Here is a 17,661-nt window from a genome sequence, read left to right on the forward strand (position 1 = left end):
GTATTCCGTATATCAAAACGCTCTGGTTGAGCATGCTTACCGCCAGCCTGCTGCTGACGCTTAGAGAGTGACTGAAACCGTACATGACGGGGAAATAAATGACACGCTGGCCCAAACATACATTTACCCGGCAACACGCTAGCGAATTAAGCACCGGTTACCGTCGGCTGATGTACCTTCATCGAATCATGCTTGCCTGGATTGCACTCCTGAGTGGTACCTGGCAGATAAAATTTTCCGTCCGCATCAGGATCGGTGCCGCCGGGACATCCCGGCCTGCCGGCAGAGCCATCAGTGTTACCTCCATCTGAACCGTTTCCACCGTCAGCGCCGGATTCTCCCGCATAGCCGCCGTTTCCTCCCTGACCTCCGGCTCCTCCCTGTCCAGCGCTGACAGAGCATGCGAACAGTGCCAAAAAGCAGGCCAGAAAATACTTACTCATTGGTTAGCCTCTCGATTCGTAACGGGCAGCTCAGGCTGCCGCGGCGGGTAATACTCACGAAGAAATACACTACCATCCGTTTTATCTCTGCTGACTTAACAGATCTTCAACACCCGTTTTTCAATAAGAAACTAAGGCCGTCAATTTACGCAGTGCCTGCTGCTGACCTCACTCTGCTTATTGCGAGGGTAATCACTGACGCCCGCGCGGGCGTCACTGGCGCTGCACCCTCTTATCGTGACTGATTAACCCAAATCAGTTGATCGGTTGCGAAGCCCAGTCGCTGGGCATAGGCGAGATAACGCTGTTTGACTTCAGCCGGAATGGTGGGCTGACGCGACAGAATCCACAGATACCCCCGGTTCGGCCCGGCGACAAGTGCATACTGATAATCTTCATCCAGCGCGATCACGTTATAACCGCCATAAAAAGGTCCAAAGAACGAGACCTTTAGCGCGGCGACGTCAGGTTTGCCGGTGAAGTAAGCTTTGCCTTCGCTCTCGCTCCACGCTTTTTTCTCCGGATCGTAACCGCGATTCAGCACGCTGATACCGCCGTCGCTGCGTTTGCCGTAGGTGGCGGTCACATGATCTTTACCGCGTTCGAAACGGTGATCGAGTCGGGCAATTTCATACCAGGTACCGAGATAGCGATCGGCATTGAAGTGGGTGATGGGCTGCACCCCTTTAGGTGGCGTCGGGGATTTACAGGCGACCAGGGTAACAGACAGTGCCGTGATGGCGACTAACGGCCAGATTTTCATCGCAACTCCTTTATATCTCTCAAAATCCTGTCTGAAGTATAGATAAGGATAGCGAAACCGGCGCGGCGCAAAACCTTACGCCGCTGCCGGTCTGTCGATTACCGGCGTTTCTCAACCTCATCTTCTGGCGGAATCACCGGCTCATCGATAGCGATCGATTTGCCGGATTTCAGCAGCTGAATATCCAGAATCACGTAGGTCATAGTGGTAATAAACAGCGAGATGACACTGCCAATCACGCCGCTGGTGGTGAAGGTGAAGTAGTTGTACATCACCACCCAGGTGAGGCAGATAAACATCGCCAGCGCCACGGTAATCGCCGACTGCGAGTAATGCGTGGTGCGCGCCCCCATTTCATTAATCTGCAGACTCAGGTTGCAGCCGCTGTATTTTTCCAGCAGCACGATAGTGTGATCCCAGTTGTGCAGGCGGCGTGCGCTGCCGCGCGCGGCGAACAGAAACAGCAGCGACAGGAACAGACCAGAGAAGGCGATCAGGACCGGTACCGCTTCCAGCGCATAGGCAATGCTTTTATGGCTTGACGCTTGTGCCACCGCGCTCAAATCCAGCGTCAGCGAGCAGCCCAGTGCGCCATACAGGAACACAAACAGCAGCAGATAGAGCGCGTTGCGTTTCCAGTCGAGCTCTGCTTCATGATTTCTCTGTAACCGCGCATCCTGCAACGCCTGTCGCAGGCGCAGTTGTTCGTCAGACGGGGAATCGATACTGGCGATCTCTTCGCCCAGTAAGCGGTGAATAAAAGGCTGATCGGCCTGATCGAGGGTGATGCGCATAAATTTTCCGCTAGCAAAATATTCGTGGCGTCAGTGTAACGTAAAACGAAGCTAACCGGGCGTCCGGTGCAGCGGCTGCGCATTTTGCCGCCGTCAACACGCACCGGGTGAAAGGAGAACAGCAATCCTTCGCATCCACCGATTGGCGATATCTGATTATTCGGGTAACGTGGAATTTCATACTCATACGTCAAAATTTTTTCCGTACCCTACGTAACAGGAGAGGTCAGTTATGTCCGTCCATTCGCCGCTCATCGGCATCGTCAGCGATGATGTCAGCCATCCGCACAGTATGCACATGCTCAAAGAAGTCACGCGTCAACTCAGTGCGCGTGATCTGCTGCCGGTGCTGCTGTGCGCCGCCACGCGCGAGGATTTTCAGGCCGCGCTGCGGAACGCGGCGTCGCTGCCGCTGGGCGGACTGCTGTTCCTGAGCTCGCCGTGTCAGGATGCGCAGGAGATCGCCGCGCACCTGCTGCCATCGCTGCGCGCGGTGCATCTGTGCCCGAACGACAGCGCGGGCGCTGATGTGGTGATTGCCGATGCGTATCACGCCGGGCAGCAGCTTGGCGCACTGCTGCTGTCGCAGGGGCACCAGCGTTTGGGCGCCATGCAGGTGCAGGCAAGTGACACGCCGCCGCGCCAGGTGCAGGGGTTTATTGCCAGCCTGCAGGCGGAGGACAAGACGCTGCACGCAGCACTGCACGCCGGCGCCCTTCACCGTGAGCAGGCTTATCAGGCGATGATGGCTTATCTGAAGAAAACCCGTGCGGCAGAACGCATTAATGCATTGATGTGCGAATACGACGAGCTGGCCTTTGGCGCACTGCAGGCCGTGCGCGACTTCGGTCAGGGCGCGCATATCGCCGTAGTGGGCTTTGATGATGCTGACGAGGCGCGCGGTTCCACATGGCACCTGAGCAGCTGGGCACCGCGCCGTGATTTACTGGTGACGGAAGCCCTGAACCGGCTGCTGGATCAGCGTCCGGACCACAGCCGCGCCTGGCAGCAGGGTGAGCTGCAGGTGCGCCATTCGCATCACGGCAAATATGTGCCTGGCGAAATGTCGCAGTGCGGCTGCGCCATCCGTCACTGATCGCTGCAAGTCTTTCCCCCTTGGGCGCCGGGTTGATTTCCACACACTGGCGCTGATCTTTGCCGGATTTTTATATCCGCGCAGGTTTTCTTTACGCCTTTTTTATATTGCCGGCGGTTAAATCAGCGCAGCAGGCGGCACTGTGGCGCGCCTCAACCTCAAAGGGAAATATCATGCCCGGCACTATTCTGGTCACACATAATCAGCATCAGTCTTCCACGCTGGCAGCCATTTACGATCGCCTGATGGCGCGACGCGGTGGCCTCTGGGTCTGCTGGGATGGACAACGTACCGTCGCTGCGCAGGAAGCGGCGCGCACGCTTAGCTTTCAGCAGGGTAACGAATACGACAGGCTGCAGTTTGCGCTGACGCGCGCAGAATACGAAGAGGGCTATCACGGCTACGTCCATCAGGGCTTGTGGCCGGTGTTTCACCAGCGTCCGGACCTGGCACGTTTCACCAGCGCCAGCTTCCAGGCCTATCGCCAGCTGAATGCGGCTTATGCCCACGCCATCGCCGAATATGCCATGCCGGACGATGTTGTCTGGCTGCAGGATTATCACTTCATCCCAACGGTAAAAATGCTGCGTGATACCGGCTTAACTAACCGCATCGGTTTATTTTTACATCAGCCGTTTCCGTCCGGTCAGCTGTTTGAAGCGATCCCTGACTGGCGCAGCCTGGCAGAATCGCTGCTGTGCTGCGACCTGATTGGCTTCCAGACCGGGCAGGATATGAATAACTTTCTGCTGTGGCTGGAGAGCGAGTTTCGCGCTGAACGCTTAGGCAGGAACCGTCTGCGCGTGCACGGTCACATCATCACCACCGGCGTGTTTCCGGTCGGGATCGATCTGGCTGAGGTTCAGGCGTTACTTGAGAGTAACAGCTGCCAGTATATGGAACAGCAGAGCCGCGAACATTTGCCGGCCAACACGGTGCTGAGCGGCGGTCATCTCGACGACAGCGCAGGTCTGCCGTATCGCATCAGCGCGCTGGAAGTGCTGCTGCGCCATCATCCCGACTATGCGGGCAACATGATGTTATTGCAGCTGGCTTCTGCTGCCAGCGGACACCCGCACCGGCAGCAGGCGATCAGCCACAATCTGGAAAATCTGTGCGGTGAGGTTAATGGCGTGCACGGTATGCTCAACTGGTATCCGGTCAGCTATCTCAACCACGATTATCGCCGTGAGGAGCTGGCCGGGCTGTATCGCGCGGCGCGGGTGGCACTGGTGACGCCACTGATGGCGGGCATGAGCCTGATGGCGAAAATGTATGCTGCGCTGCAGGATCCCGCAAATCCCGGCGTGCTGATTCTGTCACAGTTCGCGGGTGCGGCCGAACAGATGGATGGCGCGCTGATCGTTAATCCTTACGATCCTGATGCAATGGCGGATGCCATCCATACGGCGTTGCGGCTGCCGCTCAGCGACCGTCAGAACCGTCATGCGCGCTTGCTGAATAATCTGCACCGCTATGATTGTCACTGGTGGGCCGACAGCTTCCTCGCCCTGTTAATGGATGAGCAGCAGCCGGAGAGTGTGCAGCTGTGTAGCCGTCACCTGTCGGGCGCAGGCATAAGCGGGCGGTTACGTTATTGATAAGCAGACTGGGGCAGAGCGGGGCTAATGTCGGGTGTTTTTGCCCGTATTATCACGGTTGCGAAAAATATGGGTCACGTTATCGCTACCTTTTAACGCCACTGCTTCGCCCTGTGGCGCACTTTTGCTGTTCTGCACTTCAGCAATCGCATAGCGAAACGCGCGCTGGCGTGCCGGATCGGTTTCTGATGCCGCCATCGCGCGCAGTTTTTCCAGCAGCGCGAGAGTGGTTACCGGTCCGGCTTGTTTTAACAATTGCAGCACGGCATCGCCCATGACAATGTCGGCCAGTTTTTCATCTTCACTTCTATACATAAAAGCTCTCAGTATCCGCGTTGCGTTTAGCATTGCCTGGTGCAGGTAAACCAAAGCCTAATCAACGACTGATAGTGTCGCTCTTCCTCTGTCGGAAATGTGTGACCTGCTGAGCGAAATTTTTCCCCGACAGCACCCTTAAACTTATACAACAAAAGCGCTTCTGTACAGGCGGGAGTGTCATCCCTTTCACTCTTTAGCGCTTTGATGCGCGCTGGCGTTGCAAGATGCTATTGTACTTAGTAGCATAGGTGGTTCAGGCAAGGACAAGGACAGTCCTCTTCTTCATAAAGCAGGGAAACAGCATGGCCATTTATGTATTGAAGCCCTTCGACCGAAATTTCAAAGGTGACATGATTGCGGACATCAAGCTCTGTCTGGCTGCCCGCGAATTGATTGCCGGACAGTATGAGGCCAGCCTGGGGGGTGGTGTTTACAAAAAACGTATTCCGCTCGGTGCCGGCAAAAGCGGCGGAGCCAGAGCCATTGTCGCGTTCAAATCGCAAAAACATCTGTTTTTTGTTAACGGTTACGCTAAATCGACCACGAAGAGTGGCATACGTGAGATTAAAGAGGATGAGCTTAATCTCTACAGACAGGTAGCCAGTCAACTGTTTGCCATGACGACTGAGCAGGAAAGAGCAGCGATAAAGGCGAGAAAAATGCGAGAGGTAATATGCGATGGTTGATCATCTAAAAGATCTGCAGGAAATCGCGCATGATTTTAACCCGCTGGGGGTGATTAGCGATGAGCTTACCGAAAAAATCGATTCACGTGTCAGATTACGTGAGCTGCGTACCTCTCTGCCGGTTTTACAACTGATGTCAGGCGAGGCTATTCGTCAGTTACGTGAGCGTCATGGTCTGAGTCAGGCCATGTTAGCCGCCTATATTGGCCTGTCCCCGGCCACCGTGGTGAAATGGGAGCGCGAGGAGAAAAAGCCAAATGGCGCTGCGCTGCGCCTGCTTAACCTCATTGATAGAAAGGGTCTTGAGGTATTGCGTTAATCATTTTTGCGACCACAGGATAACGTGGCCTGACATTGCGTGACACAACGAATTTGTCGTGACGCCGCAGCCAAAATCACGCTGTGACGCTGGGTTGAGTGATGAAAACAGGCATAGATCTTATGCCTGTTAGTATCTATCCCGCCGTTACCCGCCCCGGCGCTAATCGCTGCTGCCCAGAATATCCATAAACTCCTGCACTGGCCGGTCGTAGACGTTCATACTGCCGGGACGATCGCTGAGCCAGGCCACAGCCAGTTCCCAGCACACATCAACGTCGCTGATGCGGCAATAATGCAGCGTCGTGCTGCGCGCTTTCACTACCTGTTCGGGCAGCAGGGCAATGCCCATATTGCGTTCCACCAGACTCAGCAGGGTTTCCAGATCGCTGACTTCAAACGTCACTTTGCGGCTCAGCCCCTGCAGGGCAAAACTGTTGTCATTCACCTTGCGCGTGCCCTGGCCGGCTTCGAAATCGATAAACGACTGCTGCGCCAGTTGTGCCATGGTGACGTCCGGCTGCATTGCGGTGAATCCGGCATAATCGGCGGCGAACGCTACCACGATTTCATCGCAGGCGATGATGCGCGACGACAGCCGGTCGGAGACTTCCTCCACCGGCATAATCGCCAGATCGATCTGCTGATTGTGCACTTTTGCATTGAGCTTCGCCGATGATCCCTGGCACAGCTTGACGTCAAAATCCGGAAAGCGACGAATAAAGGTTTCCAGTAATTGCGGCAGATCGATAAATGGCGGCACGCTTTGCACCGTGCCAATCGACAGGGTTCCAGTCTTAAGCGCCACGATCGCTGCCACTTCCTGTGACGCTTTTTCGACAAAGGCGCCGATGGTTCTGGCGTAATCGAGAAACACTTTCCCGGCCATGGTCAGGCGCACCTGGCGAGTGGAGCGGATAAAAAGCGGCGCGCCCAGTTCCTCCTCCAGCTGTTTGATCGAGGTGGACAAGGCCGATTGCACAATATGCATACTCTGCGCGGCGCGGGTGAAATTTTCATGTTCCGCCACGGCGATGAAGTGCCGCATCTGGCGCAATTCCATCAGTTATCTCCATAAAAGATGAATTTAATCACAATAATGAATTTTACAGATTAACGATACGCGGTAAAAATTTGTCCGGCAATCGCCTGTTAGCCGCGCGGTTTTGCAGGAAGGCAAAACAATGTCTTCTGTGCACCTGTACGGCGGCATTTAATGAGAGGAATCTGTTATGAGTTATGTTGCATCGCCAGCGCGTTATCAGACCAACATGCAGTACCGTAAAACCGGCAAAAGTGGCCTGGTGCTGCCGCTGATCTCGCTGGGGCTATGGCAGAATTTTGGCGGCGTTGACGTGTTTGAGACCGGCAGAGCGATCCTGCGCCACGCGTTTGATAACGGCATTACCCATTTCGACCTGGCGAATAACTACGGTCCGCCAGCGGGATCGGCTGAAGAGAACTTTGGTCGCTGGCTGGCGCAGGATTTTGCCCCGTATCGTGATGAACTGATTATCTCCAGCAAAGCCGGCTGGGATATGTGGCCGGGTCCGTATGGTGGCCCGACCGGCACCCGCAAACATCTGATTGCCAGCTGTGATAACAGCCTGCGCCGCATGGGGCTGGATTATGTCGATATCTTCTACAGTCATCGCGTAGATCCGAATACGCCGCTGGAAGAAACCATGGGCGCGCTGGTACAGCTGCATCGTCAGGGTAAGGCGCTGTATGTCGGCATCTCTTCCCATTCGCCAGAGCTGACGCGTCAGGCCGCTGCGATTCTGGCCGATGAGAAAGTGCCGCTGTTTATTCATCAGCCCAATTACTCGATGCTAAACCGCACTATTGAGCACGGGCTGCTCGATACGCTGGCGGAGCTCGGCAGCGGTTGCATCGCCTTTTCCCCGCTGGCACAGGGCATGCTGACCAATAAATACCTCAACGGCGTACCGCAGGGCGCGCGCGCCGGCGGCAGCGATCCGCGTCTTTCTGCCATGCTCAGCGAAGAGAACCTGGCAAAAATTCGCGCGCTCAACGCGATTGCTGAAGCGCGCGATCAGACGCTGGCGCAGATGGCGATCGCCTGGGCGCTGCGTGATGAGCGGGTCACTTCTGCGCTGATTGGTGCCCGCACGGTTGATCAGTTAAGCGATTCCCTGCGCGCGCTGGACAACCTGACCTTTACGGCACAGGAACTGGCGGACATTGATTGCTACGCCACCGAAGGTGGGGTGGATATGTGGCGCGTCTCTTCGCAACTTAAATGATGCCCGGCGCCGCGCAACGCGGCGCGTTTTATCGCTGCGCCTGCTGTAACCGCACGGCGCGGCGAAATGCATTGGGTGACTGACCCGTTTCACGCTTAAAAGCATGGCTGAAGGCGCTCTCTGAGGCGTAACCCAGCGTCTGCGCTACCACGGCCACCGCCTCATTTTCCTCCTGCAACGCACGCTCTGCCAGCCGCATGCGCCACGCCGTCAGATAGGCTATCGGCGTAATGCCAACCACCTGACGAAAATACTGGGCAAAACGGGTGCGCGACATGGCACAGGCACGCGCCAGCTCGTCCAGATGCCAGTTGCGCGCCGGATCGCCATGCAGCCGCTGTAACGCCGGTGCCAATCGCGCATCGTTCAGCGCTCGGAGCCAGCTGGCGGGCAGTGCGCTGCTGGTTTGCAAATGCGCCCGCAGAATCTGGATGAACAGCAGTTGTGCCAGCTGGGCCGTTGCCAGCTGCGATCCCGGCTGAACATGCTGGCCTTCCTGCACCAGTTGATCCAGCACCCAGCGGAATGACGCCGCCTGCGGTGACGCCGCCGGTACCTGAATCCAGGGAGGTAATACGTGGGTCAGTAAACGACCACTGGCAGGATCAAGCAGTACATGGCCACCGATATGGACAAAATCATCGCCGCTGCCAATCGGCGCATGACCTTTTCCTGCGCCATAAAACACACTCATGGCGTCAACCGGCGGCTCGTCCGGATGGCTGGCCAGCACGAAGGCGCGTTTAGCGCTCAGCAAGCCGACGTCGCCGGTGGCAAAGTGGAACGGTTCAGGTTCGCCTTCCAGTATGACCCAGCAACTGCCTTTGATAATGGCGAAGAATTTAATTTTTTCGGGCGCAGGGAAACGCAGCGCCCAGCGTCCGCCCGCGGTAAAACCGCCGGTCAGCAATGATTCAGCGCGAACGAATCGCAGAATGTCGGAAAAGGGATCAAGGCTCATTTCTGTACTATCACGCAAGTAAACTGCATTTACAAGCATTCAAAATACGCCATCCGCCGCTTAACGTAGAGCGCGTCGAATGAACGATGCTTGTGATGAGGAAAAAAGATGAGTAATGACAAAGTTCTGGTTACCGGCGGCAGCGGGTTTATCGCTCAGTACTGCATTATTGCGCTGCTGCAGCAGGGCTATCAGGTGCGAACCACCTTACGTGATGCCGAACGTGAAGCTGAAGTCAGGGCGCATCTGTTGCAGGCCGGGGTGGCCGCAGGCGAGGCGCTGCAATTTGTCGTTGCCGATTTAACGGCAGACGCGGGCTGGGAAGATGCGGTGGCAGGCTGTCGCTTCGTGCTGCATGGCGCGTCACCCACCCCGACCGGCAGCCAGGTAAGCGAAGCTGACTGGGTGAATCCGGCGATTGAAGGAAATCTGCGCGTATTGCGCGCCGCGCGCGATGCAGGCGTTAAACGTGTGGTGCTGACCTCGGCGTTTGGCGCGGTCGGTATCGGACATCCAGCGGACTATCCGCGCCCCTTTACCGAGCACGACTGGAGCGATGTCAGCGGCGATGTGTGGCCGTATCAGAAATCGAAAACCCTGGCGGAACGCGCCGCCTGGCAGTTTATCGCTGAGCAGGGTAACGGTCTGGAACTGGCCACGGTGAACCCGGTGTCGGTGCTGGGGCCGGTGCTGGGTGCCGACTATTCACATTCGATTCGCATTGTGAAGGAGCTACTGGAGGGGCAGCCAGGCTGTCCTGACATCAACTCATGTTTTGTTGATGTGCGTGACGTGGCCAGTCTGCACGTGCTGGCGATGACCCACGCCGCCGCGCAGGGGCAGCGCTTCCTCGCCAGTTCGGGGCACAGCCTGCCGCTTATTGAGGTGGCGCGCACGCTCAAAACCCATCTGGCAGCAGAAGCAGAGAAGGTTTCGCTGCAGCCAATGAGTGACGCCATGGTGCGGGCGGCGGCAGCGCAAAATCCGCTGATGACGGGAATGGTAAAACTGCTGGGCGTTGATATGAATGTCAGCGCCGCTAAAGCTGGCTGGCTGCTGAACTGGCACCCGCGCAGTCCGCAGGAGGCCATTCTTGCCACCGCGCGCAGCCTGATTGCGCTGGGGCTGGTGGCAAACCACTAGTCTGACTGCGGCATTTATCATCACCCTGGTGACGCGCAGATGCTATATAAATGATAACAATTATCATATATAGCGATTGATGAGGATATCATGCCGTCTCCACAGGTGATAAACGCCGACTGCTGTATCGTCGGCGGCGGTCCGGCCGGCTTAATGCTGGCCTATTTACTGACGCGCGCCGGCCTGCGCGCGGTCGTGATTGAGAAGCACGCCGATTTTCAGCGCGATTTTCGCGGCGACACCATTCATCCCTCAACCCTGGAGATCATGCACCAGCTGGGTCTGCTCGACGCGCTGCTGGCGCTGCCGCATCAGCGCGCGGAAAAGTTACAGGCGGAAGTGGGCGGGCAGGAGATCACCATGGCCGACTTCTCCCGTCTGCCGTTGCGCTGCCGTTTTATCGCCTTCATGCCGCAGTGGGATTTCCTCACTTTCCTCGCCGCCCAGGCGGCGCACTATCCCGGTTTCACGCTGCTGCAATCCACCGGTTTTGACGATTTTCTTTATCAGGATGGCGTAATCGCAGGCGTGAAAACGTTACAAGGTCACGAAATTCACGCGCCGCTGGTGATAGGCGCTGATGGCCGTCGCTCGGCGGTGCGGCAGAAAGCCGGGCTGGTGGGTAAAAGCTTCGGTGCTCCACGCGATGTGGTGTGGTTCCGGCTGGATAAACAGCCGGACGACCCCGAGCTGGGGATGGGCCACAAGGGGCCGAAGCAAAACTTCATCGTCATTGACCGCGGCGAATACTGGCAGTGTGGATTCACCATTCAGAAAGGCGAATTCGAGGCGCTGAAGCAGGCCGGGCTCGACGCGCTGAAAAATCGCATGGCAGAGGTTGCGCCGTTCAGCGTGGCGCGCATGGCGCAGCTGCAGGAGTGGCAGCAGCTGAGTCTGTTATCCATCCGTATCGATCGGCTGGAGAAGTGGATGAAGCCCGGCGTGCTGTGCATTGGCGATGCCGCACATGCGATGTCACCGATTGGCGGCGTGGGCGTGAACCTGGCGATTCAGGACGCGGTGGCCAGCGCCAATTATCTGACGCGGCCGTTGCAAAACGGCACGCTCACGCTGCGCGATTTAGAGAACGTGCAGCGGCGGCGGCAGTTTCCGACGGTGGCGACGCAATTCCTGCAGATCAAAATGAGCAGCGGCAAGCGCCCGCGTACCACGCCCAGTAAGGTTCCGCAGCTCATCAGCCGCTATCCGTTTTTACGCCATCTGTTTGGCCGATTGATTGGCATGGGTTTCCGCCCGGAACGGCCACGTCTCGCCGGAGAAAAAACGTAGCCGGGTAATTATTGCAATTGCGATGCTTTTGTAACATTAAATTAACTTTTTCGGCGGGCTATCATTAAAAAAATTGCTTAATCGGAGAGGGGGTTTAATCACTTTGTGCCTTATTTGTCGACTGATATAACCTGAACGTCAACGCGATCTCAACGAAGCGTAAATGGCGTGAGGCGGGTGAATAGCGGGATTACGCGATGATAAAGGTTTTCTATTGATTTCAGCGGTGACACAAGGTTGGCGGAAGCCACAGTTTGATTATGGTTAAGGGGCATGACACAAACCATAAGAAACTGAGGAAGACGGCAGGTATGAAACTGGAAAACTTATCTCGCAGAAGCTTTATGGCCTTCGCGGCTGGTGGCACCGTGGCGCTGGCCGCCGGCAAAGTCCATGCCCACGACGGCAAGGTGGCGACTTATCCGACGAATGATCCCAACCATCCGCGCGACCCTGGCCCGCACGATCCGGTGCGCGAAGCGCTGAATCCGGATCTGGTCGATCCGCCAGCAACCGACAGCGGCACATTACCCAACCTGCGCTTTTCGTTTAGCGATGCGCACGTGCGCAAGGGCAGCGGCGGCTGGACGCGCCAGGTGACGCAGCGCGAACTGGGCATTTCCACCACCATTGCTGGCGTCGATATGCGGCTGGATAAGGGGGGCATCCGCGAACTGCACTGGCACAAAGAGGGCGAGTGGGCCTACATGCTGTACGGCAATGCGCGCATCACCGCGCTGGATACCGCAGGTGGCTGGTTTGTCGATGACGTTGGCGTGGGCGATTTATGGTATTTCCCGCCGGGCGTGCCGCACTCAATTCAGGGCCTCGGGCCGGACGGCTGCGAATTCCTGCTGGCCTTCGACAACGGCAATTTCGATGAAGACAGTACCTTTCTGCTCAGCGACTGGTTCAAACATATCCCGCCTGAAGTGCTGGCAAAAAACTTTGGCGTGCCGGCTGAGGTGTTTAACACGCTGCCCTCGCCAGAAGAGGAGTACATCTTTGCCGGGCAGGCACCGGACGGCGCGGCGGCTTCGGCGGTGAGCGGCGGGGTGAAATCGAAGCAGGTCTTCTCGCATAAAATGCTGGCGCAGAAGCCGTTGACGCTGCCGGGCGGCACGGTACGCATTACTGATTCCAGTAATTTTACGGTATCGAAAACCATCGCCGCCGCGCTGGTGGAACTGGCTCCCGGCGCGATGCGCGAACTGCACTGGCATCCCAATAACGACGAATGGCAATACTATCTGGAAGGTCAGGGGCGGATGGGCGTGTTTGCCTCGTCGGGTCAGGCGCGTACGTTTGACTTCCGCGCCGGTGATGTCGGCTATGTGCCCTTTGCCATGGGTCACTATATCGAAAACACGGGTGACAAGCCGCTGCGCTTTCTGGAACTGTTTAAAAGCGATTATTACGCGGATATTTCGCTTAACCAGTGGCTGGCCAGCACGCCGCCAGCGCTGGTGCGCCAGCATCTGCATCTCAGCGACACCTTTATGAATGCGCTGCAGCAGGAGAAGCATCCGGTAGTGAAATAGCCCCTGGCCACGCGCAGCCGGTGCTGCGCGTTCTCTCCTGATACTGTCCACATCTGGCGTGCATATCCCGCCCGGAACCCTGTGGATAAACCTTTCGTTGCCCCATGCCAGCAGGGCTGACCAGCAGGCGGTTATTTTCTGAACGGCCGCCAGCGCAGCGATTTCAGTTTGTCACGACGGGCTGCTGCCTGCATCACCAGACTCATCGCCGCGGGTAAAACCGTGAGCGTCACCAGCGTCGCCACTAACAGCCCACCGATAATCGCCAGCGCCATCGGTCCCCAGAAAACCTGACGCGAGATGGGGATCATACCGAGAATCGCGGCGCTGGCGGTGAGCACGATCGGCCGGGCGCGGTGTTCTGCCGCAGCCGCAATGGCGGCATCCGGCGGCATACCTGCATCAACGTTGTTATCTGCCTCGCTGATCAGGATCACCGCGTTGCGGATGATCATGCCAGCCAGAGCAATAACACCCAGCAGCGCCACAAAGCCCATCGGCGTGCCGGTCGGCAGCATGGCCAGCACAATGCCCGGCAGACCAAAGGGCGCCATCAGCAGGGCCAGCAGCAGGCGGGAAATCCGCCGCAGTTGTAACATCAGCAGCACCAGCATGCACAGCAGCGTGACCGGCAGGATAGCGATCACCGACTGGTTGCCCTTGTCAGACTCTGCTACCGCCCCGTCCTCGTTCAGGCGGTAACCGGCCGGCAAGCTGGCCCTGAAGGTGGCAATCAGCGGCGTGAGTGCGGCGGAGACGGCTTCCGCGCGCAAACCCGGCGCCGTATCGGTCTGAACGGTGATAAACGGCAGGCGCTGGCGTCGCCAGATAACGGGATCCTCCAGCCCCCACTGCGGTGTTGCGACCTGCGTCAGCGGAATTTTTGCGCCCGACGGCGCGGTTAGCAGCAGTCCGGACAGGCTGCTCAGGTCATGGCGCGCTGCAGCGTTGCCCTGTAGCACCACATCAATCAGCCGGTTGCGATCGCGTACCGTGGTGATCAGCGTTCCTGACCAGAGCGTATGCAGATACTGAGCAATCAGGTCAGAAGAGAGGCCGGCTGCGCGCGCTGCCGTCTGATTCACCTGCAAGGTGATTACGCGTTCGGGCTCACCGGCGGTTTGATTGACGTCACGCGTCAGCGCTGAGCTGCCGAGTACGGCGGCCAGCTGCTCTGCCAGCTGCTGCACCTGGCGATAATCCGGCCCGCTGATGCGATAACGAATCGGCCAGCCTACCGGCGGACCGAGCTCGAGCGGCGCGACGCGCGTGGTGATGTCGCTGAAATCCCGGGCAAGCACCGCATCCAGCGAGCGCTGCAGTCGTTCACGGGCGGCCAGGCTTTTGGCCACCACCACCAGCTGAGCGCTGTTTTCATCGTCCAGCAGCACATCCATGGGCAGGTAGAAGCGTATCGCACCGGTGCCGACGTAAGACGAATAGTGGTCAACATCCCGGCTGGCGGAGACAATCCGCTCAAGGCGTTGCACCTGACGCAGGGTGGCCTGCTGCGACGCGCTGGCCGGCAGCGCCAGGCTCACCAGCAGCTCCGGCCGATCGGAGGCCGGGAAAAACTCGCCCTGCATATACGTGGTGCCGACGCCGGCCAGCAATAGCGCCAGCAACGCCATCGCCAGCGTCAGCATGCGGTGGCGCAGCACGCTGCTCAGCAGGCGGCGATAGCACTGGCTGAGGCGCCCGTTTCCGGCGCGGTGCTGCTTTAGCGTGGCCGGCAACAGCCAGCTGCCGGTCAGCGGTGAAAACAGCACCGCCACCAGCCATGAGCTGATGAGCGCCATCAGCACCACCGCAAACAGGGTATAGCAATATTCGCCCGCGCTGGATGCGGCAAAGCCGACCGGAATAAAACCGGCAATCATCACCAGCGTACCGGTCAGCATCGGGAAGGCGGTGGTACTGAACGCCCAGGTCGCTGCGCCGATGCGGGAATCGCCTGCCTCCAGCCGCGCCACCATGGTTTCCACCGTGATCATCGCATCGTCTACCAGCAGGCCCAGCGCTACGATCAGTGCGCCCAGCGAGATGCGCTGCAGGCCGATACCGGCCAGATGCATGCCGATAAACGTCATGGCGAGCACCAACGGGATCGCCGCCGCGACCACCAGTCCGGCGCGCAGTCCCAGCGAGACAAACGAAACCGCCAGCACGATGATCACTGCCTCGCCCAGCACATCGACAAATCCGCTGACGGCCTGTTGTACTACCGCTGACTGATCGGCGATGCGCGTCATCTCAATGCCGTGCGGCAGCTGGCTGGCTTCGCTCTTCATGCGCGTCCGCAGTGCCTGGCCAAACTCCAGCATGTTGCCGGTGGCGGCCATCGACACGGCCAGTCCGATGGCCGGCTGGCCGTTAACGCGAAAAAGCGGAGCAGGCGGCTCGGCGGGGCGGCGCGTGATGGTGGCTATCGCCGTCAGCGGAACATAGCGATCGTTAACGCGCAGCGTAACCGCCCGCAGGCTCGCCTCGCTGTTGAACGCGCCGCTCACGCGCAGGGCGATGTTATCGGTGGCGGTGCGCACGCTGCCCGCCGGCTCGACGACATTCTGCGCCCGCAGCGCCTCTGCTACCTGCTGCAAATCCAGCCCCATGGCGGATAGCTGGCGCGGGGAAAAGGCCACCACCAGCTGCTCTTCCTGCTCGCCCAGTAGCTGGATCTTACCCACATCCGGCAGACTCATCAGATCGCGGCGGATGTCGTCCACCCGGTCCCGCAGCTCGCGCGGGGAAAAACCGTCAGCGGTGAAGCCGTAAATCGTGCCAAAGGTATCGTCAAACTCATCGTTGACCGCCGGGCCCTGCACGCCCTGCGGCAAAGCCGGGGTCACATCCTGCATTTTTTTACGCACCTGGTACCAGATGCCGGCCACCTGCGCGGGCGGGGTGTCGTCACGCAGATTGACGAAAATGACCGTGCGGCCAGCGTGCGTTTCACTTTGCACATAATCCAGCCAGGGAATTTCCTGCAGCTTTTTCTCCAGCGGATCGGTGACCAGTCTGACCGTATCGTTGATGTCGGCACCTGGCCACTGCGCAGACACCACCGCAGTTTTGATGGTGAACGCCGGATCTTCGTTGCGCGAGAGTTTTTCATAGCTGACGATGCCCGCTGCCACGATCAGCAACATAAGAAAGGCCATCAGCTGCTGCTGTTTCAGCGCCCAGGCAGAAAGATTAAACGCCGGTTTCATGCTGATCCTCCTGGCTGCCGGCAACGCGCTCACCGTCACGCAGGCTTCTGACGCCCGCCGTGATCACCCGATCGCCCGGCATGATACCGGCGCGAATCCATACCGCATCTGCCGTGTAGCCGGCAATCGCGACCGTGCGCCGGATAACGCAGTTTTTCACCGGGTCAAGGATAAACACCGCCGGCTGGCCTGCCTGGCGGGTAAGCGCGGTGGCCGGAATCGCCATCACCGCATCCGCCGTCGTGTCAATCAGCGGCAGGGTGACGGCGACGCTGGCGCCCAGCACCATCTCTGCGGGAGGATTGTCCAGTGTGATGCGCACCCGCCAGCTGCGTGTCTGGGCGTCGGCCTGTGGACTGACGTCACGCAGGTGCGCTTCGGCTATCACGGACGGATTCTGCAACAGCGCAACGCGGAAGCGGGCACTGGCCCGGCGATCGAGGGTTTCAGGTGTGGCAACGTCAAACACCACGTCACGGCCTGTGCCGGTCGCAACGGTAAACACCGTCTGACCGGCGCTGACCACCTGACCGGCTGCGGCGCTGACGCCCGTCACTACGCCATCGTCAGGCGCGGTGAGGTGGGTCCAGCGCAGGCTATCCTGCGCATTTTTCAATGCCGCTTCACTGCTCTGCCGCCGCGCCAGCGCAGCCTGCCAGTCGGCGCTGGCGCTATCGAGCTGAGCGCGGGCAATAGCCCCGGACGGCATCAGTAGCCGCATGCGGCGCAGATTGAGGGCCGCCACCTTTTCGGCCGCGCGGCTGCTGTTCAGCTCCGCCTGTGCGCTCGCCAGCTGATTCAGCGCGCCGGGGCTGTCAAGCACCGCGAGCGTCTCTCCCTGCCTGAAGCGGCTGCCGACATCGGCGCTGCGCGACAGAATCCGCCCCTCCAGCCTGAAACTCAGCGAGGTTTCATCGTGCGCGCGGATCTCGCCGGTCAGGGTTTGCTGCCCGGCGAGCGCGGGCGGGCCAACCGTGATGAACTTTACCGGACGCGGTGGTGGCGGCATGGGTGAACGCTTGCGGTCACAGCCGGTCAGCAGCAGGGCCGTCAGCAGCAGACAGGGCAGCAGCGGCAGCAGGGAAATCAGGTGGCGCGGGTTGAGCAGGTGGCGCACACCCTGTTTGATCAGGCAGGGAAGCTCGTCGGTCATGGCGCATTTCCTTTATCGGTATTTGCGCCATTACACCGTGCGATTATCAAGAATCCGGCGATGTTCCATCAAGAG

General features: G+C 58.7%; 16 protein-coding genes. 8 read left to right on the forward strand and 8 right to left on the reverse strand.

Features of this window, described 5'->3' with window-relative positions; all coding sequences use genetic code 11:
• Positions 1-146: 146 nt before the first annotated feature.
• From F3J36_RS08400 to F3J36_RS08410, 3 genes are all read right to left on the reverse strand, one after another.
• A complete protein-coding gene (locus F3J36_RS08400; RefSeq protein WP_071813630.1) occupies positions 147-443 on the reverse strand; it encodes a hypothetical protein in 297 nt (98 codons plus the stop codon).
• A gap of 232 nt (positions 444-675) precedes the next feature.
• Positions 676-1,206 carry an outer membrane lipoprotein Blc gene (gene blc, locus F3J36_RS08405; RefSeq protein ID WP_021508986.1) on the reverse strand — a complete coding sequence of 177 codons (531 nt, stop codon included), beginning with the start codon at positions 1,204-1,206 and terminating at the stop codon, positions 676-678.
• 98 nt (positions 1,207-1,304) lie between these two features.
• Positions 1,305-2,000, reverse strand: a complete 696-nt coding sequence (locus tag F3J36_RS08410; RefSeq protein WP_104093372.1) for a hypothetical protein — start codon at positions 1,998-2,000, stop codon at positions 1,305-1,307.
• 232 nt (positions 2,001-2,232) lie between these two features.
• On the opposite strand from F3J36_RS08410, the gene F3J36_RS08415 reads away from it, so the two are divergent.
• Both F3J36_RS08415 and F3J36_RS08420 read left to right on the forward strand, forming a co-directional pair.
• Positions 2,233-3,096 (forward strand): substrate-binding domain-containing protein, encoded by an 864-nt coding sequence (locus F3J36_RS08415; RefSeq protein WP_166719432.1) that lies wholly within the window; start codon positions 2,233-2,235, stop codon positions 3,094-3,096.
• A gap of 173 nt (positions 3,097-3,269) precedes the next feature.
• Positions 3,270-4,697 carry a trehalose-6-phosphate synthase gene (locus F3J36_RS08420; protein WP_088517567.1) on the forward strand — a complete coding sequence of 476 codons (1,428 nt, stop codon included), beginning with the start codon at positions 3,270-3,272 and terminating at the stop codon, positions 4,695-4,697.
• Between the two features lie 24 nt (positions 4,698-4,721).
• Here the strand turns inward: F3J36_RS08420 and F3J36_RS08425 are convergent, their stop codons facing one another.
• Entirely contained in the window at positions 4,722-5,012 is a 291-nt protein-coding gene (locus F3J36_RS08425; RefSeq protein WP_021508990.1) for a hypothetical protein, read from the reverse strand.
• Positions 5,013-5,317: 305 nt separating this feature from the next.
• Here F3J36_RS08425 and F3J36_RS08430 point away from each other — a divergent pair, with 305 nt between their 5' ends.
• Complete coding sequence (locus F3J36_RS08430; RefSeq protein ID WP_021508991.1) at positions 5,318-5,701, forward strand: type II toxin-antitoxin system RelE/ParE family toxin; 384 nt, start codon at positions 5,318-5,320, stop codon at positions 5,699-5,701.
• Positions 5,694-6,020 (forward strand): DNA-binding transcriptional regulator, encoded by a 327-nt coding sequence (locus tag F3J36_RS08435; protein ID WP_021508992.1) that lies wholly within the window; start codon positions 5,694-5,696, stop codon positions 6,018-6,020. Before F3J36_RS08430 ends, F3J36_RS08435 begins: the two co-directional genes overlap by 8 nt.
• 162 nt (positions 6,021-6,182) lie before the next feature.
• On the opposite strand, the gene F3J36_RS08440 is transcribed toward F3J36_RS08435, so the two are convergent.
• The gene (locus F3J36_RS08440; RefSeq protein WP_166719433.1) at positions 6,183-7,082 is read right to left on the reverse strand and encodes a LysR family transcriptional regulator; all 900 of its coding nucleotides are present in this window, start codon (positions 7,080-7,082) and stop codon (positions 6,183-6,185) included.
• Positions 7,083-7,251: 169 nt separating this feature from the next.
• Here F3J36_RS08440 and mgrA point away from each other — a divergent pair, with 169 nt between their 5' ends.
• Entirely contained in the window at positions 7,252-8,286 is a 1,035-nt protein-coding gene (mgrA, locus tag F3J36_RS08445; RefSeq protein ID WP_166719434.1) for an L-glyceraldehyde 3-phosphate reductase, read from the forward strand.
• Between the two features lie 28 nt (positions 8,287-8,314).
• On the opposite strand, the gene F3J36_RS08450 is transcribed toward mgrA, so the two are convergent.
• Entirely contained in the window at positions 8,315-9,247 is a 933-nt protein-coding gene (locus F3J36_RS08450; RefSeq protein ID WP_247653153.1) for an AraC family transcriptional regulator, read from the reverse strand.
• Between the two features lie 108 nt (positions 9,248-9,355).
• Here F3J36_RS08450 and F3J36_RS08455 point away from each other — a divergent pair, with 108 nt between their 5' ends.
• From F3J36_RS08455 to F3J36_RS08465, 3 genes are all read left to right on the forward strand, one after another.
• Positions 9,356-10,390, forward strand: coding sequence for an aldehyde reductase (locus tag F3J36_RS08455; RefSeq protein ID WP_166719436.1), 1,035 nt, complete (start codon positions 9,356-9,358; stop codon positions 10,388-10,390).
• A gap of 90 nt (positions 10,391-10,480) precedes the next feature.
• The gene (locus F3J36_RS08460; protein WP_166719437.1) at positions 10,481-11,680 is read left to right on the forward strand and encodes an FAD-dependent oxidoreductase; all 1,200 of its coding nucleotides are present in this window, start codon (positions 10,481-10,483) and stop codon (positions 11,678-11,680) included.
• A gap of 344 nt (positions 11,681-12,024) precedes the next feature.
• Entirely contained in the window at positions 12,025-13,221 is a 1,197-nt protein-coding gene (locus F3J36_RS08465; RefSeq protein ID WP_211072920.1) for a cupin domain-containing protein, read from the forward strand.
• Between the two features lie 131 nt (positions 13,222-13,352).
• Here F3J36_RS08465 and F3J36_RS08470 read toward each other — a convergent pair whose 3' ends face one another.
• Positions 13,353-16,433, reverse strand: a complete 3,081-nt coding sequence (locus tag F3J36_RS08470) for an efflux RND transporter permease subunit (RefSeq protein ID WP_166719439.1) — start codon at positions 16,431-16,433, stop codon at positions 13,353-13,355.
• The gene (locus F3J36_RS08475; RefSeq protein ID WP_166719440.1) at positions 16,417-17,586 is read right to left on the reverse strand and encodes an efflux RND transporter periplasmic adaptor subunit; all 1,170 of its coding nucleotides are present in this window, start codon (positions 17,584-17,586) and stop codon (positions 16,417-16,419) included. The genes F3J36_RS08470 and F3J36_RS08475 overlap by 17 nt, the downstream gene beginning before the upstream one ends.
• Between the last annotated feature and the right edge of the window lie 75 nt (positions 17,587-17,661).

It is taken from the genome of Pantoea sp. Cy-640, assembly GCF_011752635.1.
GTDB lineage: Bacteria > Pseudomonadota > Gammaproteobacteria > Enterobacterales > Enterobacteriaceae > Pantoea > Pantoea dispersa.

What these genes read in the sequence shown, in the direction of transcription:
- F3J36_RS08420 (WP_088517567.1), top strand. Translation starts at nt 3,270, where the DNA reads ATGCCCGGCACTATTCTGGTCACACATAATCAGCATCAGTCTTCCACG.
- blc (WP_021508986.1), bottom strand. Translation starts at nt 1,206, where the DNA reads ATGAAAATCTGGCCGTTAGTCGCCATCACGGCACTGTCTGTTACCCTG.
- F3J36_RS08410 (WP_104093372.1), bottom strand. Translation starts at nt 2,000, where the DNA reads ATGCGCATCACCCTCGATCAGGCCGATCAGCCTTTTATTCACCGCTTA.
- F3J36_RS08435 (WP_021508992.1), top strand. Translation starts at nt 5,694, where the DNA reads ATGGTTGATCATCTAAAAGATCTGCAGGAAATCGCGCATGATTTTAAC.
- F3J36_RS08450 (WP_247653153.1), bottom strand. Translation starts at nt 9,247, where the DNA reads ATGAGCCTTGATCCCTTTTCCGACATTCTGCGATTCGTTCGCGCTGAA.
- F3J36_RS08455 (WP_166719436.1), top strand. Translation starts at nt 9,356, where the DNA reads ATGAGTAATGACAAAGTTCTGGTTACCGGCGGCAGCGGGTTTATCGCT.
- F3J36_RS08400 (WP_071813630.1), bottom strand. Translation starts at nt 443, where the DNA reads ATGAGTAAGTATTTTCTGGCCTGCTTTTTGGCACTGTTCGCATGCTCT.
- F3J36_RS08460 (WP_166719437.1), top strand. Translation starts at nt 10,481, where the DNA reads ATGCCGTCTCCACAGGTGATAAACGCCGACTGCTGTATCGTCGGCGGC.
- F3J36_RS08430 (WP_021508991.1), top strand. Translation starts at nt 5,318, where the DNA reads ATGGCCATTTATGTATTGAAGCCCTTCGACCGAAATTTCAAAGGTGAC.
- F3J36_RS08440 (WP_166719433.1), bottom strand. Translation starts at nt 7,082, where the DNA reads ATGGAATTGCGCCAGATGCGGCACTTCATCGCCGTGGCGGAACATGAA.
- F3J36_RS08470 (WP_166719439.1), bottom strand. Translation starts at nt 16,433, where the DNA reads ATGAAACCGGCGTTTAATCTTTCTGCCTGGGCGCTGAAACAGCAGCAG.
- F3J36_RS08425 (WP_021508990.1), bottom strand. Translation starts at nt 5,012, where the DNA reads ATGTATAGAAGTGAAGATGAAAAACTGGCCGACATTGTCATGGGCGAT.
- mgrA (WP_166719434.1), top strand. Translation starts at nt 7,252, where the DNA reads ATGAGTTATGTTGCATCGCCAGCGCGTTATCAGACCAACATGCAGTAC.
- F3J36_RS08415 (WP_166719432.1), top strand. Translation starts at nt 2,233, where the DNA reads ATGTCCGTCCATTCGCCGCTCATCGGCATCGTCAGCGATGATGTCAGC.
- F3J36_RS08465 (WP_211072920.1), top strand. Translation starts at nt 12,025, where the DNA reads ATGGCCTTCGCGGCTGGTGGCACCGTGGCGCTGGCCGCCGGCAAAGTC.
- F3J36_RS08475 (WP_166719440.1), bottom strand. Translation starts at nt 17,586, where the DNA reads ATGACCGACGAGCTTCCCTGCCTGATCAAACAGGGTGTGCGCCACCTG.